General features: G+C 42.2%; 23 protein-coding genes and 1 pseudogene. 17 read left to right on the top strand and 7 right to left on the bottom strand.

Going from position 1 to position 21,634, the window contains the following annotated elements:
* Nucleotides 1-3 precede the first annotated feature (3 nt).
* The 5 genes from HF974_14400 to corA are packed head-to-tail and all read left to right on the top strand — an operon-like array spanning nucleotide 4 to nucleotide 5,102.
* Entirely contained in the window at nucleotides 4-1,629 is a 1,626-nt protein-coding gene (locus HF974_14400) for a gamma-glutamyltransferase (GenBank protein MBC2699492.1), read from the top strand.
* Nucleotides 1,630-1,631: 2 nt separating this feature from the next.
* On the top strand, nucleotides 1,632-2,432 hold the full coding sequence (locus HF974_14395; protein MBC2699491.1) for an N-formylglutamate amidohydrolase: 801 nt from the start codon (nucleotides 1,632-1,634) through the stop codon (nucleotides 2,430-2,432).
* An 18-nt stretch (nucleotides 2,433-2,450) separates the two neighbouring features.
* On the top strand, nucleotides 2,451-3,158 hold the full coding sequence (locus HF974_14390) for a DUF432 domain-containing protein (GenBank protein ID MBC2699490.1): 708 nt from the start codon (nucleotides 2,451-2,453) through the stop codon (nucleotides 3,156-3,158).
* Nucleotides 3,155-4,003, top strand: a complete 849-nt coding sequence (locus HF974_14385) for a mechanosensitive ion channel family protein (GenBank protein ID MBC2699489.1) — start codon at nucleotides 3,155-3,157, stop codon at nucleotides 4,001-4,003. Before HF974_14390 ends, HF974_14385 begins: the two co-directional genes overlap by 4 nt.
* Before the next feature lie 34 nt (nucleotides 4,004-4,037).
* Nucleotides 4,038-5,102, top strand: a complete 1,065-nt coding sequence (gene corA / locus HF974_14380; protein MBC2699488.1) for a magnesium/cobalt transporter CorA — start codon at nucleotides 4,038-4,040, stop codon at nucleotides 5,100-5,102.
* A gap of 290 nt (nucleotides 5,103-5,392) precedes the next feature.
* On the opposite strand, the gene HF974_14375 is transcribed toward corA, so the two are convergent.
* The 3 genes from HF974_14375 to HF974_14365 all read right to left on the bottom strand — a co-directional run bounded on the left by HF974_14375 (nucleotide 5,393) and on the right by HF974_14365 (nucleotide 8,752).
* Entirely contained in the window at nucleotides 5,393-6,157 is a 765-nt protein-coding gene (locus tag HF974_14375; GenBank protein MBC2699487.1) for a hypothetical protein, read from the bottom strand.
* A gap of 294 nt (nucleotides 6,158-6,451) precedes the next feature.
* Nucleotides 6,452-8,113, bottom strand: coding sequence for a thermosome subunit (locus tag HF974_14370; protein ID MBC2699486.1), 1,662 nt, complete (start codon nucleotides 8,111-8,113; stop codon nucleotides 6,452-6,454).
* Between the two features lie 282 nt (nucleotides 8,114-8,395).
* Nucleotides 8,396-8,752, bottom strand: coding sequence for a divalent-cation tolerance protein CutA (locus HF974_14365; protein ID MBC2699485.1), 357 nt, complete (start codon nucleotides 8,750-8,752; stop codon nucleotides 8,396-8,398).
* Between the two features lie 110 nt (nucleotides 8,753-8,862).
* On the opposite strand from HF974_14365, the gene HF974_14360 reads away from it, so the two are divergent.
* Entirely contained in the window at nucleotides 8,863-10,536 is a 1,674-nt protein-coding gene (locus tag HF974_14360) for a PDZ domain-containing protein (protein ID MBC2699484.1), read from the top strand.
* Nucleotides 10,537-10,648: 112 nt separating this feature from the next.
* Nucleotides 10,649-11,413, top strand: coding sequence for a signal transduction protein (locus HF974_14355; protein ID MBC2699483.1), 765 nt, complete (start codon nucleotides 10,649-10,651; stop codon nucleotides 11,411-11,413).
* Here HF974_14355 and HF974_14350 read toward each other — a convergent pair whose 3' ends face one another.
* Entirely contained in the window at nucleotides 11,414-11,926 is a 513-nt protein-coding gene (locus HF974_14350; protein ID MBC2699482.1) for a DUF367 family protein, read from the bottom strand.
* A 113-nt stretch (nucleotides 11,927-12,039) separates the two neighbouring features.
* Complete coding sequence (locus HF974_14345) at nucleotides 12,040-12,741, bottom strand: DUF169 domain-containing protein (protein ID MBC2699481.1); 702 nt, start codon at nucleotides 12,739-12,741, stop codon at nucleotides 12,040-12,042.
* Nucleotides 12,742-13,533: 792 nt separating this feature from the next.
* Here HF974_14345 and HF974_14340 point away from each other — a divergent pair.
* The 8 genes and pseudogenes from HF974_14340 (at nucleotide 13,534) to HF974_14305 (ending at nucleotide 17,242) form a co-directional block, all read left to right on the top strand.
* Complete coding sequence (locus HF974_14340; protein MBC2699480.1) at nucleotides 13,534-13,743, top strand: hypothetical protein; 210 nt, start codon at nucleotides 13,534-13,536, stop codon at nucleotides 13,741-13,743.
* Nucleotides 13,736-13,936: a hypothetical protein gene (locus HF974_14335; GenBank protein ID MBC2699479.1), complete on the top strand. Its 201-nt coding sequence runs from the start codon at nucleotides 13,736-13,738 to the stop codon at nucleotides 13,934-13,936. The genes HF974_14340 and HF974_14335 overlap by 8 nt, the downstream gene beginning before the upstream one ends.
* Nucleotides 13,937-14,377: 441 nt before the next feature.
* Complete coding sequence (locus HF974_14330) at nucleotides 14,378-14,620, top strand: hypothetical protein (GenBank protein MBC2699478.1); 243 nt, start codon at nucleotides 14,378-14,380, stop codon at nucleotides 14,618-14,620.
* 91 nt (nucleotides 14,621-14,711) lie between these two features.
* The gene (locus tag HF974_14325) at nucleotides 14,712-14,930 is read left to right on the top strand and encodes a hypothetical protein (GenBank protein MBC2699477.1); all 219 of its coding nucleotides are present in this window, start codon (nucleotides 14,712-14,714) and stop codon (nucleotides 14,928-14,930) included.
* Nucleotides 14,917-14,997: pseudogene (locus HF974_14320) on the top strand (type II toxin-antitoxin system PemK/MazF family toxin). Before HF974_14325 ends, HF974_14320 begins: the two are co-directional and overlap by 14 nt.
* Before the next feature lie 227 nt (nucleotides 14,998-15,224).
* A complete protein-coding gene (locus HF974_14315; protein ID MBC2699476.1) occupies nucleotides 15,225-15,533 on the top strand; it encodes a CRISPR-associated endonuclease Cas6 in 309 nt (102 codons plus the stop codon).
* 180 nt (nucleotides 15,534-15,713) lie between these two features.
* A complete protein-coding gene (locus HF974_14310) occupies nucleotides 15,714-16,088 on the top strand; it encodes a GxxExxY protein (protein MBC2699475.1) in 375 nt (124 codons plus the stop codon).
* 359 nt (nucleotides 16,089-16,447) lie between these two features.
* Nucleotides 16,448-17,242, top strand: coding sequence for an HD domain-containing protein (locus tag HF974_14305; protein ID MBC2699474.1), 795 nt, complete (start codon nucleotides 16,448-16,450; stop codon nucleotides 17,240-17,242).
* A gap of 310 nt (nucleotides 17,243-17,552) precedes the next feature.
* On the opposite strand, the gene HF974_14300 is transcribed toward HF974_14305, so the two are convergent.
* Both HF974_14300 and HF974_14295 read right to left on the bottom strand, forming a co-directional pair.
* Nucleotides 17,553-17,828 (bottom strand): hypothetical protein, encoded by a 276-nt coding sequence (locus HF974_14300; protein ID MBC2699473.1) that lies wholly within the window; start codon nucleotides 17,826-17,828, stop codon nucleotides 17,553-17,555.
* Nucleotides 17,825-18,070: a hypothetical protein gene (locus tag HF974_14295; GenBank protein ID MBC2699472.1), complete on the bottom strand. Its 246-nt coding sequence runs from the start codon at nucleotides 18,068-18,070 to the stop codon at nucleotides 17,825-17,827. The genes HF974_14300 and HF974_14295 overlap by 4 nt, the downstream gene beginning before the upstream one ends.
* Before the next feature lie 630 nt (nucleotides 18,071-18,700).
* On the opposite strand from HF974_14295, the gene HF974_14290 reads away from it, so the two are divergent.
* Together HF974_14290 and HF974_14285 are read left to right on the top strand one after the other, a co-directional pair.
* On the top strand, nucleotides 18,701-19,756 hold the full coding sequence (locus tag HF974_14290) for a M42 family metallopeptidase (GenBank protein ID MBC2699471.1): 1,056 nt from the start codon (nucleotides 18,701-18,703) through the stop codon (nucleotides 19,754-19,756).
* Nucleotides 19,757-19,791: 35 nt separating this feature from the next.
* Nucleotides 19,792-21,633: a sodium:proton antiporter gene (locus HF974_14285; protein ID MBC2699470.1), complete on the top strand. Its 1,842-nt coding sequence runs from the start codon at nucleotides 19,792-19,794 to the stop codon at nucleotides 21,631-21,633.
* Nucleotide 21,634: the final 1 nt, after the last annotated feature.

The following is a 21,634-nucleotide window of genomic DNA, read 5'->3' as shown; positions in this document are numbered from 1 at the left end:
ATTATGGATTTGAAAGAGATTGAATCGGGCTTTCAGCCTACTGAAGATGGCAAGTGTGCCAAGGCAGAGAACGGTATGGTCTCTACTGCCTTTCCTGATGCAACTTCTGCCGGAGTAGAGATACTAAAGCAGGGAGGTAACGCTGTAGATGCTGCCTGTGCTGCGGCTTTAGCACTTGGGGTCTGTGAGCCCCAGAGTAGTGGTATGGGGGGACAGACCATGATGCTTATCCATTTAAATGGGAAGGTACTGGCAGTTGACGGCTCATCCAGGGCTCCATCACTTGCCCACATTGGTGCTATTTATGAATATGATCGTTCCTATGGTTATCGTGCTACTACTGTGCCCAGCACACCTGCCACTCTATGGTACGTCAATAAACATTATGGAAAACTCCCGTGGGAACAGATACTTGAACCTGCTATCCATATAGCTGAGGATGGATACGCGATCACTCCTTTGCAGCACCAGCTCCAGAAACGCGAGCTAAAGAACTTTGACAGGGTTGAGCACGGATCAGGTAAAAAATACTTTCTAAAGGATGGAGAACCTTATCCCATCGGAGAAAGGTTCTGCCAGCCTGATCTTGCAAGAATGCTGAAGATACTTACCAAAAAGGGTATAGAAGAATTCTATCAGGGAACGATCGCCAAGCAGATAGACGCAGATATGCGTGAGAATGGCGGTTTGCTCAGATATGACGACCTTGCTTTAATCCCATGGCCCATCATCCGCAACCCTCTACACCGGAAATTCCGAGGCTTAACCGTTTACAGTATGCATCCACCGAGTGCAGGAAGAAGCCTGTTGTTCACCTTGATGGCAATCAATATGATAAAATCCAGGCACCTGAATAGAGACGAATTCAACAGGGCACTGCTGTTGGTGGAGATTTTTAGAAATGCTCTGCTGGAAAGCTCAGACAGACCTTTTGATCCGAATTATTATCCCCAGGTAGCAGAAAAGGATATGATCAAACGCTCTTTTGTCCATAAATGCATCCATAAAATCACCCGTGAAACAGAAATACATATGCCTATCCACGAAACTGAAGATGAAGTATCAGGAGATACCACTCATCTATCAGTAATAGACAGCTCAGGAACAGCAGTCAGCCTGACCCAGTCGATCGAAAGGGCATACGGGAGTAAAGCTGCAGCAGATGGGCTTGGTTTTCTTTATAATAATTACCTTAAGGATTATGAATATAAGATATTCTCTCATCCGTTTTATCTGCGTCCGAATGCGGTTCCATGGGCTACGGTAGCACCAACCCTAATTTTCTGTAATAAGAAGATATGGATGGCAGTCGGTAGTCCGGGCAGTGAACGGATATTTTCATCTATTGCCCAGTTTTTGATCCATGTAGTTGATGAACATCAATCGATTGGTGAGGCTATGCGAGCCCCGCGTCTGCACTGTTCGCTGGGAGGACGGATAAGCCTTGAAGCAGAACGTTTTCCTGAAGAACTTATAACATTCTTTGAACAGAAAGGTTACAGGATCGATAAAAGGGAAGCATTTTCATTTTATTTGGGCGAAATACATGCAGTAATGAAAAAGCATGATGACACTGGCTTTCAAGGAGTAGCTGAAATCAGAAGGGACGGAACTGCGGGAGGGTACTAATTATCAGATATCCCTTATTAATATCCATACCTCATGGTGGTGATATCATCCCGCCTGAAGTGAAAGATTTGGTTGATATTACAAAAAGGGATATTTTCTATGATAGTGACTCCCTGACCCGCAAGATATACGATTTCAGGAACAGTGTGGAGGCTTTCATCGAAATGCCCATCGCAAGGGCGATCGTGGATGTGAACCGGGCTCCAGATGATCGTCCTTTGCAAAACCCGGATGGTGTTATAAAAACCATGACCACAAACGGCACACCTATCTATAAGAAAGGCAGGTTTCCTGACGTTGCTCTTATCGATATATTATTACAGAGATATTACTTTCCATATCACGAAAAGCTGGATGATCTCCTGGAGAGTCGCAATATCAGACTGGCTCTTGACTGTCATAGTATGCTGCCCAGGTCACCACCGATCAGTGATAACTCTGGAGAGCCCAGACCACTGATATGTTTGAGCAATCGGGGTGATGGCCAGGGAATGCTCAGGGAAAATGGTCCTGTAACCTGTCCTCCTGAGTGGATATGTGCATTGGCAGAATCTTTCAGGCATGCATTTGCTGATGAAGGCGAAATTGCAATAAATGATCCGTTTTCCGGCGGGTATATCTCACAGTTTCATTACGGGCGAAATAAGATACCCTGGATCCAGGTGGAGATCAATCGTGAGCTCTATCTGAACGAAGCTTATTTTAATCCAGAGAAATTAAGAGTGAAGACGGAGATAATTATAGTACTAAGAAGAAAGATATTCAACGCTATTATTGAGGGATTTGCTATGAGAGGTAGATAAATAATGAAAGTACCTGGCATCTTCGGCTTACATGATATTCCTTTGAGTATTGTAAGAGAAGGGATCTCTCTTTCTATTGAGAGGGATAAAGGAGGTCTCTTTTACAAAAGAAAGTGCATGGATGAGGAAGTAGAGAATGTTTTTCTGTCAAGTAACAGTAAAGTCCTTATTAATCCTATTGAGCCATTGCACATGCCCAAAGAGCTGACTCCATATCTCCTTATAGAGTTTGAAAAATCAATTTTTATCGAACCTACGGCAAGAAAAATAATCTTTATAAAATTTCCAGTCGAGATCGGTGTTTTCGTGCATGGAAAAAAGGATTATCAGATCATTGATATTCTCTCTCTGGCTAAGCAGAAGTTTACTTTATATGGTTCTGTTAAAAGTGGTATTATATGCAAGTACTGGAAGAGTGATGTTTATTTCACGATGCCTGATATAAATCCAGTTTACGAAGGGGTAATAGAACTTAGCATGACAAACACAACCAAGAGGTGGGTGGAAGTAACAAAAGCGGTCTTTAATGCATACGGAATGAAGATTTACTACAGTGATGATATGGTCTCTATGAAAGCGAATATGAAGATTTTGAGCAAGAAGGTCGCAGAAATCGGTTTTATCGGCTCTCATCTTGGGAAAGGGATGAAAAGGTCCTTAGAACTTTATACCTCGATAAAGATTCCTATGATTGCAACAAAGTTTCTTATGGAAGAAGGTATATGATTTTTGATACAGTTATTTATGGAAATTTCACAGTTCTGGATAGAGTTATTTATGGAAACGTCACCGGTTTCGATCTTCTCAAGATAATAGTATTTTTAATAATTGCTGTCTTAATAGCCAGAGTAGTAGTAATCTACCTCAGAAGGTCTCTAAAGGATAGGATGAGCAGAGACCTTATGGAGATAGTTATTAAAGTTACTTATTACACGATCATTGTCATTGCTGTATTATTTAGCCTCAAAGATCTCCAGATTGATCTTTCAGGTTTACTCGTTGCAGGGGGTATAATTGGTATAGTGATAGGTTTTGCAACACAGAGTATAGTAGGTAACCTGGTTTCCGGGCTTTTCCTGATGTTTGAGAGACCGATTAAGATCGGTGATCAGGTAGATATCGATGGAACTTCAGGATTTGTAGAGGACATTCACACAGTCTCGACCATAATTAGAACTTATGAAGGACTGTATGTCAGGATACCAAATGAGAAGGTATTTACAAACAAGATTACGAATTATGTTGCCAATACTGCAAGACGATTTGAGTATGTTGTTGGAATACGGTACAGCGATGATGCTGATGATGCTATTGAGATCATTGAAGACCTTATCGAAGAGCATCCTATTGCCCTTAAAGATCCATCACCAACGGTTTTTGTTGATAATCTCGGAGATAACGCAGTCAATATCATTGTTAGGATCTGGGCACCTCCCACTGAGTGGTACGATCTTAAAATGGAGATGCTGTGGAAGATAAAGAAGGATCTGGAAGAAAACGGAATCGAAATCGCCTTCCCACAGCGAACGGTTTGGTTTGCCAATGAACTTCAGAAACAGGAAGTTAGCTGAATTCGATCTATAAGGCAGTATCAGGTGGATTGTAATGCACAGACTTTTTAGAAAGAGGTCAGAGAAAGTGGGACTCCCTCCCGGGACTCTCGTCCACATAGGGGAGAGAAAAGCCGTAAAAGAAAGAATTACGATCATTGATTATGATGAGACACAATTCCAGGAAAGGGAACTGGAGACGATCGAGGAATCTTTTCCATTTAGGGATACACCAACCATCACCTGGATAAACATAGAAGGTCTTCATCAGTTAGAGATCATAGAGAAGGTTGGCAAGCACTTCAATATCCACCCTCTTATCTTAGAAGATATTGCCAATACAGAACAACGTCCTAAGATGGAGGATTTTGATGATTACATCTTTCTCATATTGAAGAACCTCTGTTTTGAGGAAAAGGACATGAAGATAAAGGTGGACCAGGTTGGTTTGATTATTGGCTCGAATTTCGTTATTTCGTTCCAGGAGGGAGATGGGAATGTTTTTGATCCGGTGAGACGAAGAATCATAAACGGAAAAGGACGTATAAGAAAGATGGGGGCTGATTATCTTACTTATGCTTTGACGGACGTGATCGTCGATGGCTATTTTTTAATCCTTGAGAAAATTGGAGACAAGATAGAAGATCTGGAAGAAGAACTCATAGATGAACCAGGACCAAAAACCATGCATTCTATTCATAATTTAAAAAGAGAAATGCTGCTTTTTCACAAGTCGGTCTGGCCCCTGCGTGAGGTGTTAAGCAAATTGGAAAGAGGAGAATCGGATCTGTTCAGGGAGTCAACCGAGCTATATCTTCGTGATGTTTACGATCATACGATCCATGTGATCGACACAATAGATACATTTCGTGATATGCTTTCCGGAATGCTTGACCTCTATATCTCGAGTATCAGCAATAAGATGAACGAAGTTATGAAGGTGTTAACGATTATTGCCACAATATTCATCCCCCTGACTTTTATAGCAGGGGTTTACGGGATGAACTTCAGGTATATGCCGGAACTCGAATGGCGATATGGTTATCCCATGATCCTCCTGGTTATGTTGATCATAGGACTCGGAATGATGATTTATACCAAGAAAAAAAGATGGTTGTAGGGCCACCTGTGACCTAAGAGGGAGGATGCTCATGATTCTTTGAAAAAATCAATAATCTTGGGTGGAATTAATTGACATTAAATTCAGTGCTTGGCATTTTGCAATAATTGCGCATGGTAAGTCTCCTTTCGTTAACCTGCAATAATTTTTTTATCTTTCATTTTCTGTATAAACATCTTTCTTTTTCAAAGGCAGGGTTCGGAATTTCATATAACGTGGTATATCCGAACCTATTCCAAGTTAGAAGGGCTTCTTTGACGAGACTTTTTATTATTTCCTGATTAATAGTTTCATTCGAACTCTCGCCGTAGGTGTACCATGCTTTCATCAATCTCAATATATGTGTTGTGGATCGGATGTGACTTGTGCCATGAGCCGCAGTTCGCCATCCGCTCCGCTGCGTTTAAATATGGCATATGTAGATGCCCGAAGATCAGGCCGCCATCTGGAAAGTCTACGCTACCGAGTGGATCACCACCATGCGGTATCTGGTTTTTCAGTAGTTTGGTTTTATCATGTTGCCGTATCATCTGCTTCATGTCGTTCTGAATGAAATGTCCTCTGATCCTTGCAAGAAACCCCTCAATCGGTTGCAAGAAGCGCAGATACATATTGTAGGTCTTACAGATTGCATCTCCGCGTGTTATATTTGTATAACAGAACGCATCGAAGTATGCGTGTTTCATGAACTTATCGAACTCCCAGCCGTGTATGAAATCCCAGATGCACCCATCCTGCTTAAGTTCCAGATCGGTCGAGAACTTGATGCGCTTGTGACTGCTCTTTGCCTTGCGCATGACGTAGTCGTGATTTCCGGCAATGTAGTGGATGTTAACGCCCGCATCTGCCATGTTAATTAGCGCGCTCATGAACCGCGATGATTCGAGAACCATATCCATTGCGTCGCATCTCCAAAAGTCTAAGATGTCACCACATAGTACGAGGTCAGTCACGTCTCCAGCGCGCTGCTCGACGCTATGCAGGAACCGGAGCGTTGCCGGTGTGTCAGCTTCTGATGTGCCAATATGTGTGTCCGATATTGCTATTATGGTCATATTACAGAGACTTTTTAATTTATTCTGGAAATGCCATACTTAGTTATATAGTTCGCGAAATACTTAAGTGGTGATCAGGAAATAATAAAAAGTCTCGGTGCGAGAATAAAAAATAATCAAGAAAATGCTCACTTCGTTCGCATTTTCTAAGCCTACAGGTAAGTATATACTTTCCTATACGTTGAAAAAATCGATAATCCCAGGCGGAATTAACAGGAATTCAGTTGATATTCCCATCAACAAAAAAAAGAATTGAACGTACCCCACAGGGTACGCTTTATTGTATATTTACACTTACATCATGGGGGGCATTCCGCCCATACCAGGTGGCATACCGCCGCCCATCATCTCTGGTGGCATCTCGCCTTCTCCGCCGCCAGTGGATGCAATGACATCATCGATCCTCAGTATCATGACTGCCGATTCAGTAGCGCTGTTTATTGCCTGGGTCTTTACCCTGAGAGGCTCAACAACACCTTTTTCCATCATGTCAATGACATCACCGGTATACACGTCCAGACCTGCATTCTTGTTACCTTTTTCATGCTGGGACTTCAGTTCCACCATCATGTCGATGGGGTCCAGTCCGGCATTTTCTGCAAGGGTCCGGGGAATGACTTCCAATGCGTTTGCGAATTGAGTTACTGCCAGTTGTTCCCTGCCTTTCAGTGTGGCAGCATACTCACTCAGCCTAAGGGACAGTTCTACTTCAGGACTGCCGCCGCCTGCGACCAGTTTCTCATCTTCGATGGTAACACCGACCACACGCAGTGCATCTTCAAGTGCGCGTTCCAGACTATCCACTACATGTTCTGTACCGCCGCGGATTACAATGCTTACTGCCTTGGGGTTCTTACAACCTGTGATGAAAAGCATGCTATCGCCGCCTGTCTTCTTCTCTTCTGCCAGGCCTGCATATCCCAGGTCTGATTCAGAGATCTCATCAATATTAGTGACCACAACACCGCCAGATGCCCTGGATAATTTCTCCATGTCACTCTTCTTGACACGCCTTACAGCCAGTATCCCGGCCTTGGACATATAATGCTGTGCCATATCATCAATACCTTTCTGGCAGACCACTACGTTGGCACCGGAATTAATGATCTTATCCACCATGTTCTTAAGCATTTTTTCTTCCTGGTCCAGGAACAACTGGAGCTGGTCAGGAGATGTGATATTGATCTCTGCATCCACTTCGGTCTTCTTGAACTCTACAGGTTCACTGATCATGGCTATTTTTGCATCTTTCACCACTTTAGGCATATTGGGATGCACACGCTCTTTATCAATGACCATGCCCTCGATCAGTTCCGAGTCCTCAATGCTGCCGCCGACCTTTTTCTCGACCTTGATGTTATCAATATCAACTACTTTCTTGCCGCCCTCTACCTCAACAATGGATTTTACTGCCTTGACCACAAGTTTTGACAATTTATCCTTGGAGCTCTCAGCGCCTTTGCCCGTCATCGCAGTTTCAGAGATCTTAAAGAGCAGGTCTTCATCGTCCTCTGTTACTGTTCTCTCAATGGTTTTCAGTATCTCGGATGCCTTGTCGGCTGCCAGTCTGTATCCACTGGCAATTATGGTAGAATGTACATTCTGGTCCAGCAGGTCCTCTGCTACCTTTAGAAGTTCTCCAGCCAGTACAGCGGCAGTCGTGGTGCCGTCGCCCACTTCATCGTCCTGGGTCTTGGCTACTTCTACGACCATCTTGGCTGCTGGATGTTCTATATCCATTTCTCTTAGGATCGTAACACCATCATTGGTAATTACCACATCTCCCAGGCCGTCCACAAGCATTTTATCCATGCCCTTCGGTCCGAGGGTAGTCCTCACGGCATTGGCCACTGCCTTAGCTGCCATAATGTTATTGTTCTGGGCTTCTCTGCCCTTGGAACGCTCGGTCCCTTCTCTTAATATAAATATCGGCTGTCCACCTAATTGTGCTGCCATAATCTGATTAACCTCCTTATTAGATTAGGTGCTACTGAGTGTTTGTAGTTCTATAAAAAACTTTTGTTTAATGGATTTTTATTAAATGTTATACTGCTAATGGAAAGTTCCATAAAATATCTGTAACTATTATGTATTATCACAGAAAATATGAAACGACTTGGTGTGGCTGTTTCAGAGATCAATAATGAAACATCCCTCCCTTTAGGCTTAAGAAATGGTTCCAGGGATATGATGATCGGACCCGTGAGAGAGATGCCTATATTTGAACTATGAACGGGTTCAGTTTAAAATATCATCCTTTGAGATATCATCTTTTCTTGTTGTTCTAACCGGCAGCACGCAATCATCGATCCAGTCAAGGTAATCCCTTGAACCCCCGTCAATGCTGAATGATATTATACACGGTACAGTATAACTGTGCATTTCCTTGACCGTGTTTTCAATGTTCTCAAGCTGTTCATATGTGGTTTTTATGATCATAGCCACCTCGTTATCTTCCTGGACACCGTCCCACCTGTAGATAGAAGTAATCGGAAACATATTTACGCAAGCGGCCAGTTTTTCCTTCAAAAGCCTTCTTGCGATTTGTTTTGCCTCTTCCATACTGCCAGTGGTGATATATACTATTGAGAACATGATAATCCCATTCTAAACTGCGTATTTAAGTTTAAAAAACTTATGATTAATAATAATATCTAATATGGAGAGCCTTTTATTTGAGCGAGGTAAACCCCTTTTTATCATTTATTGAATCTTATTGGAAGATTTTGCTGATATTTGCAGTATACTGGCAGTCCATATTGATCCTGAAGCGGTATGGGATACTTGAACGGTTCAATATCACCAACCATGGCCCGTTATTGATGATACGAACTACAAAGGGACAGAAGTTCCTTGACAAGGTTGCCAGCGCAAAAGGTTTCTGGAGGCTATTTGGAGATGCAGGCATTCCGTTGATGCTACTAGGAATGTTTTTGATGTTCGCCTTGATCATACTTTCTGATATCATCATGGTGACCTCGTTATATGAACAGACCATGCAAACCCCCAGTGAGATACATGAACTCAGGAATATATTCCTTATTCCAGGCATAAATAAGTTCATTCCATTTGTCTGGGGCATTATCGGATTGATCGTTACCCTGGTGGTCCATGAATTCTCCCATGCTATTATGAGCAAGGCCGAGGATATCAGGGTCAAGTCAATGGGGATTATCCTTGTACTGATACCAATCGGAGGGTTTGCAGAACCCGATGAAGAACAACTGTTCGGGACACGGGATGGGCATAAGGAACGCGAAAATGAAGTAACATCTGACCAAAAGACTGCAACCCGCAGGCAAAGGATCAGGATACTGACAGCCGGTGTAATGGCAAATTTTGTTACTGCATTTGTGGCGTTCGTACTATTCTTTATTGTGATAGGTAGCATTGCACCAGTGTCCAATGTGGTAATTACTGATGTGGTTCCGGGATCACCTGCCGATGATATCGGATTGACTAAGATGACCGTGATAACCCACATAAACGATAATAAAATCGAGAACGGATCAGTTTTCTACACACATATTGCATCACTTCCTGTTGATGAAGTCCTGAGGCTTGGGATCAGAAAAGATGGCAAGACCAGTGAAGTGCTGCTGAAGCCTGATGTTGAGAAAAATGGTATCATCAGCGGAGTGAAATTCAAGGAGATTGAACCCGGGATGCCTGCTGAAAAAGCTGGACTTGTGGGGGACACAATGATCATCAGGATCGATGATGTGCCAATATATGATATCCAGGATTTCTTTGATTTTATGGCAAACACCACACCTGACCAGGAAATAATAATTCACACCCTCGTTGCCAATGAGGAGATCAATTATTCTATTACCCTGGCCAGTAACCCGTCAGGTGGAGAAAAGGGATTTATGGGTGTCAGAGGTTTTTCGACTTTCGTTGTGTCAAGGTCCATCGGGGTCTTTGTAGGGGAATACCCTGCAAAGGAATTGCTGCATTTCCTGCAGAATATACCGTATATGATGATGGGCATAGTCGGCTGGATCATATTATTGATATTGCCTTTCCCTAATCCTTTCATTGGAAGCTTCGCGGGTTTCAATACCTCCATCTATATGTTCTATGAACCCATAGGATGGGCCATACCACTGGGTGTGGGCGTATTCTGGCTTGCTAATTCACTGCTCTGGATAGGATGGATGAATTTCTATGTGGGATTGTTCAACTGCCTGCCCATGTTGCCCCTTGACGGGGGGCATGTGTTCAGGGACACTCTTCATTCCATTCTGGCACGGTTCTTCGGTAATGAAGAACGTATGGGTATGATTGCAGGAAAGGTTGCCACTGGCTTTGCAATACTCATGCTGGCCTCACTGGTATTTATGATCATTGCACCTAAGCTGGCACATGGTTTTTGATTTCACAAAACAAAAAGGTTAATAGGAAATAATTTTATACGTATAGATAAAGATTATAATACCATATCGTTTAATTATGTTGTATCATTAAATATTGAATAAGAGTGTCATCATGGATTTTAGTTTTGACTCATTAGATAATCAACTTGTAACCACTGGAATAACAGGATTGGATGTGCAGTTAGGTGGTGGTATACCTATCGGGACAACACTTCTGTTGATTGCCGAATCGGGGGCTGGGGCTGAGATCTTCACAAAACAATTCTTGTATGGTGGACTTAATAGTGGTGAATCTGCCTTTTATTTTTCTTCTGATCGTTCAATTGCGGAGGTCAAAGCTGACATGGATCATTTCGGGTGGGATGTCAGCAAATATGAAGAAACGAATAAGATCGAATTCACTGATGCATACACACCAAGATTTGTCAATATCCTCCCTCCGGAACTACGTAGTAAGATGTCTGCAAAGGAGTTCCTTAAAGCTGGATTCGATCCGTTTAATCAGTTAAAGACCACTGTCAGCCAGAATCGTGAGTCCAGATACAGGGGGGTCATTGATTCTATTTCTTATTTCCTCAGGGCATATGATCTTAACAGTGTGATCGAGGTCATTGAGCTCATGTCTTCCATAGGTAAACTCACTGGTGGCATACACCTGATAGTGATTGGTGCGGGACTGCATGATGATATTACTTTAAATACAGTCAAATACCTGACAGATGGTATGATTGAATTCTATGTTAAGGAAAGGGGGTCACAGATCGAAAGGGGTCTTCTTATTAGAAAGATGCGGGGCATGATCGTACCAAACAAATCCATCAGTTTTGATATCACTCGTAATGGTATCGAACTGGAAACAACCACAAGAGTACTTTGATCACATAAATTCGTTCTGGATATTTACCACTTCCGTACTGTTTCTGGCCTTTGAGTAAGCGTCCAGAGGTTCGTGGTTTAATTCCAGGAATGTATGTCCCCATTTGAACTTGTTGAGGATATCTTCTGCCTGCTTTTTATGATCAAGGATATATAGTGCCGCAGCAAAAGCTTCCACAGTTCCCAATTTGAAAGGTTTCCCAAAGTTAACTGGGTTTGCAGCCAGCAGGTACGGTAGTGCCCGGTGTTCAAGGCGCAGCTTTTGCAGCATGGGAAAGATTCTCTCTACTTCTTCCCATGAGCAGTCCAGTACAATTATGCCCCGGTTATAATTATCTGCCCGGGAGAGTGCCTGCTGCGCCATAGGATTTAGGAATATGGCGCCTGAGGGCAGCTTGCGTGGTGTCTTATGCAGGTGGGCAAGTTTGAATTTGGCCAGTTTTTTACCTGTGCATTTCTTTGGGTCGCACTGGTTGGCGTGGTACAGGTGAAGTGGAATATAGTTGTTTGTCATGTAAGTGAGATTTCTGAATTCTTCGAATAAGGGTTTACCGACTATCTCGTATTAAGCATGTCGGAATTATTCAGTTTTCAGAAATTTGAAAAATATTGTATTTCTTCAGGGGGTTAAGACCTCATCCAGTCATCCCAATCCTGGGCCTTGGAATCTAAAATGTTCACAATATCTTCTAATAGTTCTGCTGGGATGCCAACAACCAATTCACTATCTTTAAGACCTGCATTCTTAGCAGCTCCATCACAGCCAACGGAGACATTTAATTCACCGGTTGTATAAGGTGAACCTGTAGCATCAGCACATGTTGATTGGATACCTGCAAAGTTTGCGGTCACCCGTCCACCGTGTCTATATATTACAGCATGAACGATACGTCTTGCAGCAAGAACATCAGTCATAACCACTATAACATCGGGTTGTGTCGGGGTGTTATCAAGCGGGGCAACTATGGTATTGACTATTGACCCGGGTGTGGGCCTGGGCATATTATCTACCACTCGTTTGGCAATACCGAGGGATATTTCTTTACCGAGTTTATTATAATAGAGTGCTCCGCTTGAGATATTTTCAGGATAATCTCGAAGTCCAATGGCAGCCGCGCCCCCTTTGCATGAATGTTGTTCTTCGGCTGCTAATGTTATTGCATCATTGAACCTGGCATTTTGTAACATTTGACAATATCTAACTGGTTCTTTAATTTCTTCCATTCCTTCAGGAATGTCTTCTTTTCTTGTTAAAAGCGAAACTGCGATTGGTTTTCCATTTAACTTCAGGATATCTACTAATTTTCTTGACATTTCAGAATATTCCATATTACTTACCACCTGTTTTCTAATGGATTTATTTTCATTAAAGATTATTAATTGTTTATCTTATTATATTTTCCTGAATCAATCCCATCTTCAATAAAATTTTTAACAGTTTTCTTGTAATGCCCCACAAATCGTGGCTTTACATCAAGACACGCAGGCAGGCAGGGGGGCAGCGCCCCCCACCCGCCGGCAGCCCCTCAATCAACCGAAGACCGGACCAGCAGCATACACCTTGAAGCATGACAGTCTTGGGATTAGGCCGGAGCTTCTACCTGGCAGATATCTCGGGACCCGGATATCCCCTGGCCAGCTGCAGTAAGTCCTTAGTATCCTGCTGATTGGCGCTTGGGTAAATGGCTGTATATATATAGGGTTTTGTGTGAAAATATTGCAAGATAACTAATTATATTCCGTGAGTCGCCCCTTATTTCCACTGGAAATTATAATAATAATTATATAATGCTTGTCATGGTAATGATGACACTATTTCGAAATTACCGCCCTCTACCCGCCGGCAGCACTCCCATTCAACCAAAGGCCGGACCTGCAACACACACCTTTAAGCATGACAGTCTTGGGATTAGGCCTGAGCTCTTACCGGCAGATATGCCAGGAAACGGATATCCCTGAAGGCCAGCCCCGGGTCAGCGCACATAGCCAGGCCGATGGCAGCTGGCCCTACAAAACTACATCAGACCACACGCCCAATCTGATCTAAGACATACACTCGCAAAATTATAGCAAATATAATAAGTGTATCTTACATAGTTCACTATGATGTCCAAAGATGAAATGAAAGAAGAAGCAAAGCATGATAAACTTGTTTCTCTGGTAGATGATATGCTCGAACTCCAGAAGAAATACCACGAGGTGAGAATGGAGCGAGATAAGGAGCTTTACGAGCGGCAGATAAATATTGTTGATGAACAGATTGACAGGCTGGTTTATGATTTGTATGAGCTGACGGAGGAAGAGATAAAGGTGGTGGAAGAAAGTGGATGAGATGAAAAAATTGCCAGGAGAAGAAGAAAGAAAACGATATAAATTACTTATTGATCGTGGAACTGAAGTTTTTGGAAGGATGCAGCAAAATATTTTAAATTTTAATAGTCGAAACATAGCATTTATTGGCATTATTTTACCCATTCTTTCGATTGTTTTAACACTTGTACTATATCTGCTTCAAAAAGGGTGACAACCTTCGATTGTAGATATCTTCTTATTAATCGCTTTCATTCTTCTTTTAGTCATTTCATTGGTCATAAACATCTCAATTTTTCATCCAACCGATTATAAGGATTTAAATGTGTTTGAGAAAAACACATTTGGTATGTTAATATCCAACTCTGAAAAAGAACTTCACTCACATTTTTTATATTATCTTAAAGAAGCATATAGATACAATGTCGATAAACATGAAAAACGGATATGGCGTTTTACTGTCGCTCTATACACGTTTATTGTGGCTAATCTCATATTTATAATCTTAATAATAAAAAATATAATATGGAGGTGAATATATGCCTGAAGAGGATAAAGAAACAAGCTCAGAACAAGTTGAGCCATTAGAAGTTAAACCGATTAAAGGAATTAAAGGAACTGTAATGGTATTCGCAAATAAAGAGATTGACCAAGAATGAAAACGTTCAATCCACATCAAGATTTCTCAAACCCATCTGAAAAAACTCAGCACGATAAATTTGAAGCTTTAGTGGATAACATGCTTGAACTCTCAAAGCTATATTGCGAAGTGAAAATGGAGCGAGATAATGAGCTTTACGAGCGGCAAATAAAAGTTGTTGATGCGCAGATTGAAAGGCTGGTTTATGATTTGTATGGGCTGACGGATGATGAGATTGGGATTGTGGAAGATGAATAAAACGCCAATGCCGGAAAGATTAGATCAATATGCATAAAATAGGAGAAAAAACAAAGTGCAAACCGCAACAAAAGCTATCGAAACGACAGGAATGATTGACGCCCAGCACCATCTTGTTCTGGATGGGGTGCTGCCTATCACCGGACCGACTCGTGTCCGTGTAATCATCCTGGTCCCTGAAGACTCTGACATAAATGAAACTGAATGGCTTCAGGCAGCAGCCGCTAACCCAGCCTTCTATTTCCTGAAAGATTCTGAAGAGGATATCTACACACTTTCCGACGGGAGACCGTTCTATGATGAAGGGTAAAGTCGTCCTGGTGCCTTTTCCGTTCGATGATCTTTCGACGACCAAAGTACGACCCGCAGTCTGCCTGATAAGATCCCGTCGGTCCACATCGCCATGTTATTATGGCCTTTATCAGCAGCCGGATGTCAATCGATCAACTGGAAACAGACTTAATACTAAAGGAGTGCCAATAAATTAGTTGGTAAATTTATCAGATGATTTATGAAGATATACAGCACATACGGCAATATGAATACAGTTTGCTAGTTAACAATCAATAAAAATTTAACCGCAGATGAACGCGGATAAACGCAGATACAATGCCGCAAATCTGCATTCATTCCACAAAAAGAACAAGAACTGTTGAGCAAAACCCCCATTGGCAATATACTCTCAATGTCCAAATCACTGGACTATCAGGTCCCGGACAGAATAAACTGTGAGACAGATGTCAGGATACACAAAAGCAGGCAAAAGGACACCAATATAATGATATTCACCGGGACCTTTTCGGTTAATTTCCTCATCCCTGACTATCTCGGTGTGGGGAAATCGGCATCCAGGGGGTTCGGGGCTGTTATTAGAGAAAGTAAAGATCAAGGAGAAAATAAGAACCACAGATAAACACAGATGAACACAGATATTGTTGAAAAGCAGGTGAATCAGACCTACACAGAGTATAGAGATTAAATTAGAAAACACTACATTCAAAACCATCCGTTTTCCCCCTCTTCGCATCTGTGTTTATTTGTGTTCACCTATGGTTAATTCATAAAAGAATCATCAATAGAAGACAAATATCAGATGGAAGCAAATCAAGAATTAAATAAATTATCCGAGAAAATTATTGGAGCTGCCTTTGAAGTAAGTAATGTACTTGGAGCGGGTTTTCTTGAGAAAGTATATGAGAATGCATTAAATATTGAACTAAATAAAAGAGAAATCAAAACCCAACAACAGGCACCTTTAAAAGTCTATTATAAAAGCGAATTGGTCGGAGATTACTTTGCCGATATCCTCGCAGAAGACAAGATCATCATCGAAATAAAAACCGTCAAAGAGTTAGATTCCATTCATTTAGCACAATGTTTGAATTACCTTAAAATTACCGGACTTAAACTCTGCCTGCTTATTAATTTCAGTAAACCGAAAGTAGAAATTAGAAGAATAATGAATTGAAAAATATCAGTAAGATTCAATAGGTACAGCAAATTCCGTATCTGTGTTCATCTGTGTTTATCTGTGGTTAATTTACCAAAAAGCCAGAAAAACAGATACAATAATAATCATGCAACTCGTACTCAACACCCGCGGTTCATTTGCGTTTATCTGCGGTTCGAATTCTCTTATATATCTATCGGGAGATTATAAATTGATTTTGACCGGTTATTCTCAAGTAAGCCCTAAATTCAGGGCAGGTAGACTTTATCATGACCAGGCTACGCGTAACATCCACGGTCCGGCTGCACCGTCTGATGACGGTAATGACTACAAGAAGTGTAAATGAAAACAGCTAAACAACAAGAGGGATAAACATAATAGAGAATACCATCGACACTGCCTTTTTCCATTCATGGTTTCGAAATTACGTAAAAGGTTTTTACTCTAAAGATCCAAAAATCCAGGAGAATATCAGACTTAAAGAAGAACACTCATTACGTGTTTGTAAGGAGATCCTTGGGTTAGGCAAAGCCCTGGACCTTAATAAAAATGCACTTCATCTGGCGAAGACCATTGCATTATTTCACGACATAGGTCGCTTTGAACAATTCAAAACCTATGGCACTTTTAATGATAAGGTATCGGAAAACCACGCAACTCTCGGGCTGAAGGTTTTAGAAGAAACAAACGTATTAAGCCGGCTCACAAAAACGCAACGCTCAATCGCTTATAAAGCCATAGGATATCACAATGTACTCAAACTTCCCGACCCCGCAGATGAAAAACCTGATTGTTTACTGTATTCGAAATTATTACGGGATGCGGACAAATTGGATGTATGGCTGGTTGTGACAACTTATTATGCACAACGTCATAAGCACCGCAACCCTGCATTAGAACTTGAACTTCCTGACACATCCGGATATTCACTTTGTTTTGTCGAAGATATCCTTAACAACCAGGTTTCAAATTCCCATGCCCTGAAAACATATAATGATTTGAAACTCCTGCAACTGGGTTGGATATTTGACATTAATTTTACCCGGACATTCCGTTATATTCAACAAAGGCAGATCATTGAGAAAATCATTACCACCCTGCCCGATACTGAAGATATACGAAAAATTCAGAACCATTTAAACGAATATCTGGAAAAGATAGGTGATTCCTGATTCTAAATATAAAAAGGGACATTGTATCATTTTCAAGGTTTTTTTAAGATATGGATTTCAGGTTGCATCGTATCTACTTCAAAAAGCATGGTATTTTGACCGGATTTACAGGATGTTGACGTTGCAGTATATCCTGTCGATCTTGTTAATCCTGTCTAATAATTTTTAAATTACCCTTAGATTTGAAGTGGATACGTTGCATCGTCTGTGTATATTGAATTGTTGCCGCCGCCAACAGTTAAAATATATAATTTGTGCTATTCTAAGCTACAGAGGCACACAGATCGTTTTTTCCCTTACTCTGCGTGCCTCAGCGCCCTCCACGGTTCACAGTGAAATGCTGTCCAGCCCCTACCCCGTTCTCACACTTCCACACTCTCCCGCCGTTCCGGCATCTGCACTTTACCCTGCCACCGCAGCCCGCAAGGGCGGCAGTGTGGCAGCCAGCCTTGTGGATTCGTGCAGGTGTCCATTCGCTGAGTATGGGATAAAGACGTGAATAGTGGAGTGTGCTGCCGGTGGTGGCCATGGTTATCATCGAGTTTGTTATAGAATTTAACGACTTGATCGTGAAGAAAGATTTCATACATGGCGTTTCACTTTGTTCCATGAAGTGAATTCCTGCATCCTTCCCCGCTCCCATGCCTGTTCAGCAGTTCTAATATTTCGCATTGACTCTTCATCAGCAAGAATTTCAAGGGTAGCATCAAGTTCTTCTTTTTGTTCGAGATATTCGATAAAATCGAGAACTACTTTTAATCTATCAGGTGATAAGACATCCAACTTTTCAATTGCTTTTCTTTTATAATTAACTACATGAACTGCCATTATCTTGCCTCCTGTTATAGAAACTGAATTAATTAATATTAATACTATGCAATAGGTTGCCTCATAATCTCATTAATGTGAGAACTTTGCCACCAACTTCCATTATGTTAACGATGTATCTGCCCGACCATAGACAGTCTGGTTTGCCTCCCTGCGGGTGCTCATGCGCTGAGTGTGGGGCACGGGATTGAATTGTGGAATGTGCTGCCGGCAGCGGTCATGGCTGTAAAAATATATAATTTATGAAATACTATGCCACAAAGCATGCAAAGTCAATGCAGCAATAGCTTTGCGAACTTTTCGGTGAATTCGATGAACTGCAGATAAAAATTATTGGCGCCCAGATTGACAGGCTGGTTCATGATTTGTATGGGCTGACAGAGCAGATAAAAGGTGGTGGAAGAGAATGGGTGAAATCAAAAAATTGCAAGGCGAAGGAAGAGGACATAGTCTACACCATAGGAAAGACCAGCAAAAAAGGAGTATCACCCCAAACTCCCGGCACCCACAACTCAACCATCAATTCCCATTACAACCACCCATAACTCCACAGCCAAGATATTTTAACACCAAACAAGGATAATCTTAAATCTTGAAAAACCCCTTTTAAACTAACATCAGGTGAATTATATGAAACAGATAAATGAAAATCTTCAACTTTTCTCAAATGCTCACGGAGTTTCCGGTTACGAAGGCAATATCAGGCAATTACTCGAAGACAAATTAAAACCATACGTTGACGATATCAAAGTTGACAAGCTTGGCAACCTCATCACAACACGAAACGGTAGCTCTCCTTCTATCATGATAGCAGCACACATGGACGAAATAGGACTAATGTCCAAGTACATAGATGACAAAGGCTTCGTCCACTTCGTAAAACTGGGCGGCTGGTTCGACCAGACCCTGCACAGCCAGCGGGTAATACTACATACCGAAAAAGGAGATATTTACGGCGTCATCGGGGCCAAACCCCCCCATGCGATGAAGGAAGAAGAACGGAAAAAAATGGTAGAAGCCGAAAACATGTTCATTGATATAGGTGCCAAAGACGACAAAGATGCCGAAGCCATGGGAGTCATCCCAGGAGTCCCCATCACCCTGGACCGCGAGTATGCCCGCCTTGCCAATAACAGGGTCACAGGCAAATCATTTGACGATAGGGCCGGCTGCGTGCTCATGATCGAAGCCATGCGCATCATAAGTGAACTGGACGTAAGATCAACAGTATATGCAGTGGGTACAGTCCAGGAAGAAGTCGGCCTTAAAGGTGCCAGAACCAGTGCTTTCGGTCTTGACCCTGATCTAGCCCTGGTCACTGATGTTACAGTCTCAGGTGACCACCCAGGTATAGAAAAAAAGCACAGCGCAATTGAAATAGGAAAAGGTCCGGCGATCACCATATCCGATGCTGGAGGCAGGGGACTCATTGCTACAGAAAAGGTCATCAAGTGGTTAAAAGAGACCGCAAAACAGCACAACATCGACATCCAGCCTGAAGTGGCTGACGGCGGGACCACAGATGCAACAGCCATACACTTGACCAAGTGCGGCATCCCTTCTTCAGTAATAAGTGTTCCTTCAAGATACATCCATTCACCTGTAGAAATAGTAGACCTTGAGGATATCAAAAAAGGAGCTGAGCTCCTGGCCAGGGCTGTGGAAAGTGCTGCAAAATTCTTTTAAAATATTAACTGAAAAACATAAAGGTGACTTAAAGGATGCCTGAAGCCACATATATTCTTAGCATCCTGGCTGTCGTCCTTTTAATGGGTATTGGAGCCCAGCTTTTTGCCCGGTTCCTGAAGATGCCCAGTATAGTTTTCCTGCTACTTTTCGGCATAATCCTGGGACCGGAAGGACTGAAAATAGTGGATATGACCGGTTTTGAAAATGAACTGGAAGCCATCGTTGCGCTTTCCGTGGCAATAATAATATTCGATGGTGGACTGCAGATAAATGTCAGGCATATCAGGAAACTGCAGAGGAACATTCTTAACATAATAACCATCGGAGTATTGATCACATTCACCGGGGCATCGATCACAGCTTATTATCTTTTGGAAATAGAGCCAGGCATGGCTATGTTATTCGGTGCACTGGTCTGTGCCACCGGTCCCACGGTCATAACGCCACTGGTAAAGCAAATCCATGTAAACCAGAAGATCAGCAAGATACTTGAGACAGAGGGTGTACTGAACGATCCCATCAGTGTAATTCTGGCAGCATTGATATTTGAATGGATACTACTGGACAAATCAGGAATAAGTGCACTGGGATACATGGCCGTTAGAATTGGCATGGGCTCGATTCTTGGACTGTTCGGAGGAATAGTACTTGCATATATCCTGCAAAACTTTTCTATGATCACAGCCCAGTATGCCCGTCTATTCACTTTGACAATGGTACTACTTACATTCACGTTTGCCGAGATATTTGGAGAAGGTTCCGGAATACTTGCCGTGGCCATACTTGGCCTGATCATAGGTTCCACAGAAATTGCCCATAAAGAATCTATCAAGGAGTTCAAGGGTGACCTGGTGATAATACTGCTTTCCATAATCTTCATTCTTCTGGCCGCCATGATACGTTTTGAATATATCTGGAATATCGGCATAATGGGAGTTGCAGTGATCCTGATATTATTATTTGTGATCAGGCCCACAGCGATCATGGCATCTACCGTTAATTCCATGCTATCGTTTAAGGAAAAAACCTTTATTTCAGTTATATCACCCCGTGGCGTTGTAACTGCATCCATGGTTACTTATTTTGCCATACGTATTAAGGGATTGAACAGCACTACAGACGGGGTGGATGTGCTTGTAGGACTGGTATTCCTGACTGTGATCTTCTCGGTCCTGCTGCCCGGCATCTTTGCCGGAACCCTTGCAAGAAAATTAGGAGTGATACCAATGGAGATATTGATCATAGGAGGAGGAGGGGTGGGCAGAGAGCTCTCCCAGAGATTTGATAAACGCGGTGAAAATGTGGTAATAGTTGATACTGATGAAAGTAACTGCCAAAAGGTCATGGAACTGGGAATAAAGGCAGTCCAGGGCGACGGCAATGACCTGAATGTACTTGAAAAGGCCGGCATCAGGCATGCCAAATATATAGTGGCAACTACGGATAAGGATAATGTTAATCTGCTGGCATGCCAGATAGCGAAAAGCAAATTCGGTTTTTCCAGTAACATGCTGGTTGCCAGGGTGAACGACCCGAATAACATCCCACTGTTCTCTGAGATGGGGATCAGGTCTATGAGTCCTATAAATTCCGCAGCTATTATTCTTGAGAACATGGTTGGACGCCATGACCTTTTCACAATGTGCGAAGTAGGTACGGAAGGTGATATCATAGAGGCCACAATAAGCAATCCCAAGATCGTAGGCAAGGCTATCAAAGATATAAATGTCCCAAAAAATAGTCTCATCGTGCTGATACAACGTGGGGATCAATCTATTATCGCCCATGGGGACACTATACTTGAAGACGGCGACCAAATTACTATTATCGGTCGTTTAGGAGCAGCATCAGAAACTGCCAGTATCATGCAGTAAG

The organism is ANME-2 cluster archaeon, from assembly GCA_014237145.1.
GTDB lineage: Archaea > Halobacteriota > Methanosarcinia > Methanosarcinales > Methanocomedenaceae > Methanocomedens_A.
This window is presented reverse-complemented; position numbering and strand designations above follow the sequence as displayed.

Bases quoted from the DNA above. Each gene is read 5' to 3' on its own strand.
- HF974_14295 (MBC2699472.1), bottom strand. From the start codon at position 18,070: ATGGCAGTTCATGTAGTTAATTATAAAAGAAAAGCAATTGAAAAGTTG.
- HF974_14375 (MBC2699487.1), bottom strand. From the start codon at position 6,157: ATGACCATAATAGCAATATCGGACACACATATTGGCACATCAGAAGCT.
- HF974_14365 (MBC2699485.1), bottom strand. From the start codon at position 8,752: ATGTTCTCAATAGTATATATCACCACTGGCAGTATGGAAGAGGCAAAA.
- HF974_14330 (MBC2699478.1), top strand. From the start codon at position 14,378: ATGAAAACGTTCAATCCACATCAAGATTTCTCAAACCCATCTGAAAAA.
- HF974_14400 (MBC2699492.1), top strand. From the start codon at position 4: ATGGATTTGAAAGAGATTGAATCGGGCTTTCAGCCTACTGAAGATGGC.
- HF974_14285 (MBC2699470.1), top strand. From the start codon at position 19,792: ATGCCTGAAGCCACATATATTCTTAGCATCCTGGCTGTCGTCCTTTTA.
- HF974_14310 (MBC2699475.1), top strand. From the start codon at position 15,714: ATGGAAGCAAATCAAGAATTAAATAAATTATCCGAGAAAATTATTGGA.
- HF974_14385 (MBC2699489.1), top strand. From the start codon at position 3,155: ATGATTTTTGATACAGTTATTTATGGAAATTTCACAGTTCTGGATAGA.
- HF974_14355 (MBC2699483.1), top strand. From the start codon at position 10,649: ATGGATTTTAGTTTTGACTCATTAGATAATCAACTTGTAACCACTGGA.
- HF974_14350 (MBC2699482.1), bottom strand. From the start codon at position 11,926: ATGACAAACAACTATATTCCACTTCACCTGTACCACGCCAACCAGTGC.
- HF974_14340 (MBC2699480.1), top strand. From the start codon at position 13,534: ATGAAAGAAGAAGCAAAGCATGATAAACTTGTTTCTCTGGTAGATGAT.
- HF974_14345 (MBC2699481.1), bottom strand. From the start codon at position 12,741: ATGGAATATTCTGAAATGTCAAGAAAATTAGTAGATATCCTGAAGTTA.
- corA (MBC2699488.1), top strand. From the start codon at position 4,038: ATGCACAGACTTTTTAGAAAGAGGTCAGAGAAAGTGGGACTCCCTCCC.
- HF974_14325 (MBC2699477.1), top strand. From the start codon at position 14,712: ATGATTGACGCCCAGCACCATCTTGTTCTGGATGGGGTGCTGCCTATC.
- HF974_14300 (MBC2699473.1), bottom strand. From the start codon at position 17,828: ATGAAATCTTTCTTCACGATCAAGTCGTTAAATTCTATAACAAACTCG.
- HF974_14290 (MBC2699471.1), top strand. From the start codon at position 18,701: ATGAAACAGATAAATGAAAATCTTCAACTTTTCTCAAATGCTCACGGA.
- HF974_14370 (MBC2699486.1), bottom strand. From the start codon at position 8,113: ATGGCAGCACAATTAGGTGGACAGCCGATATTTATATTAAGAGAAGGG.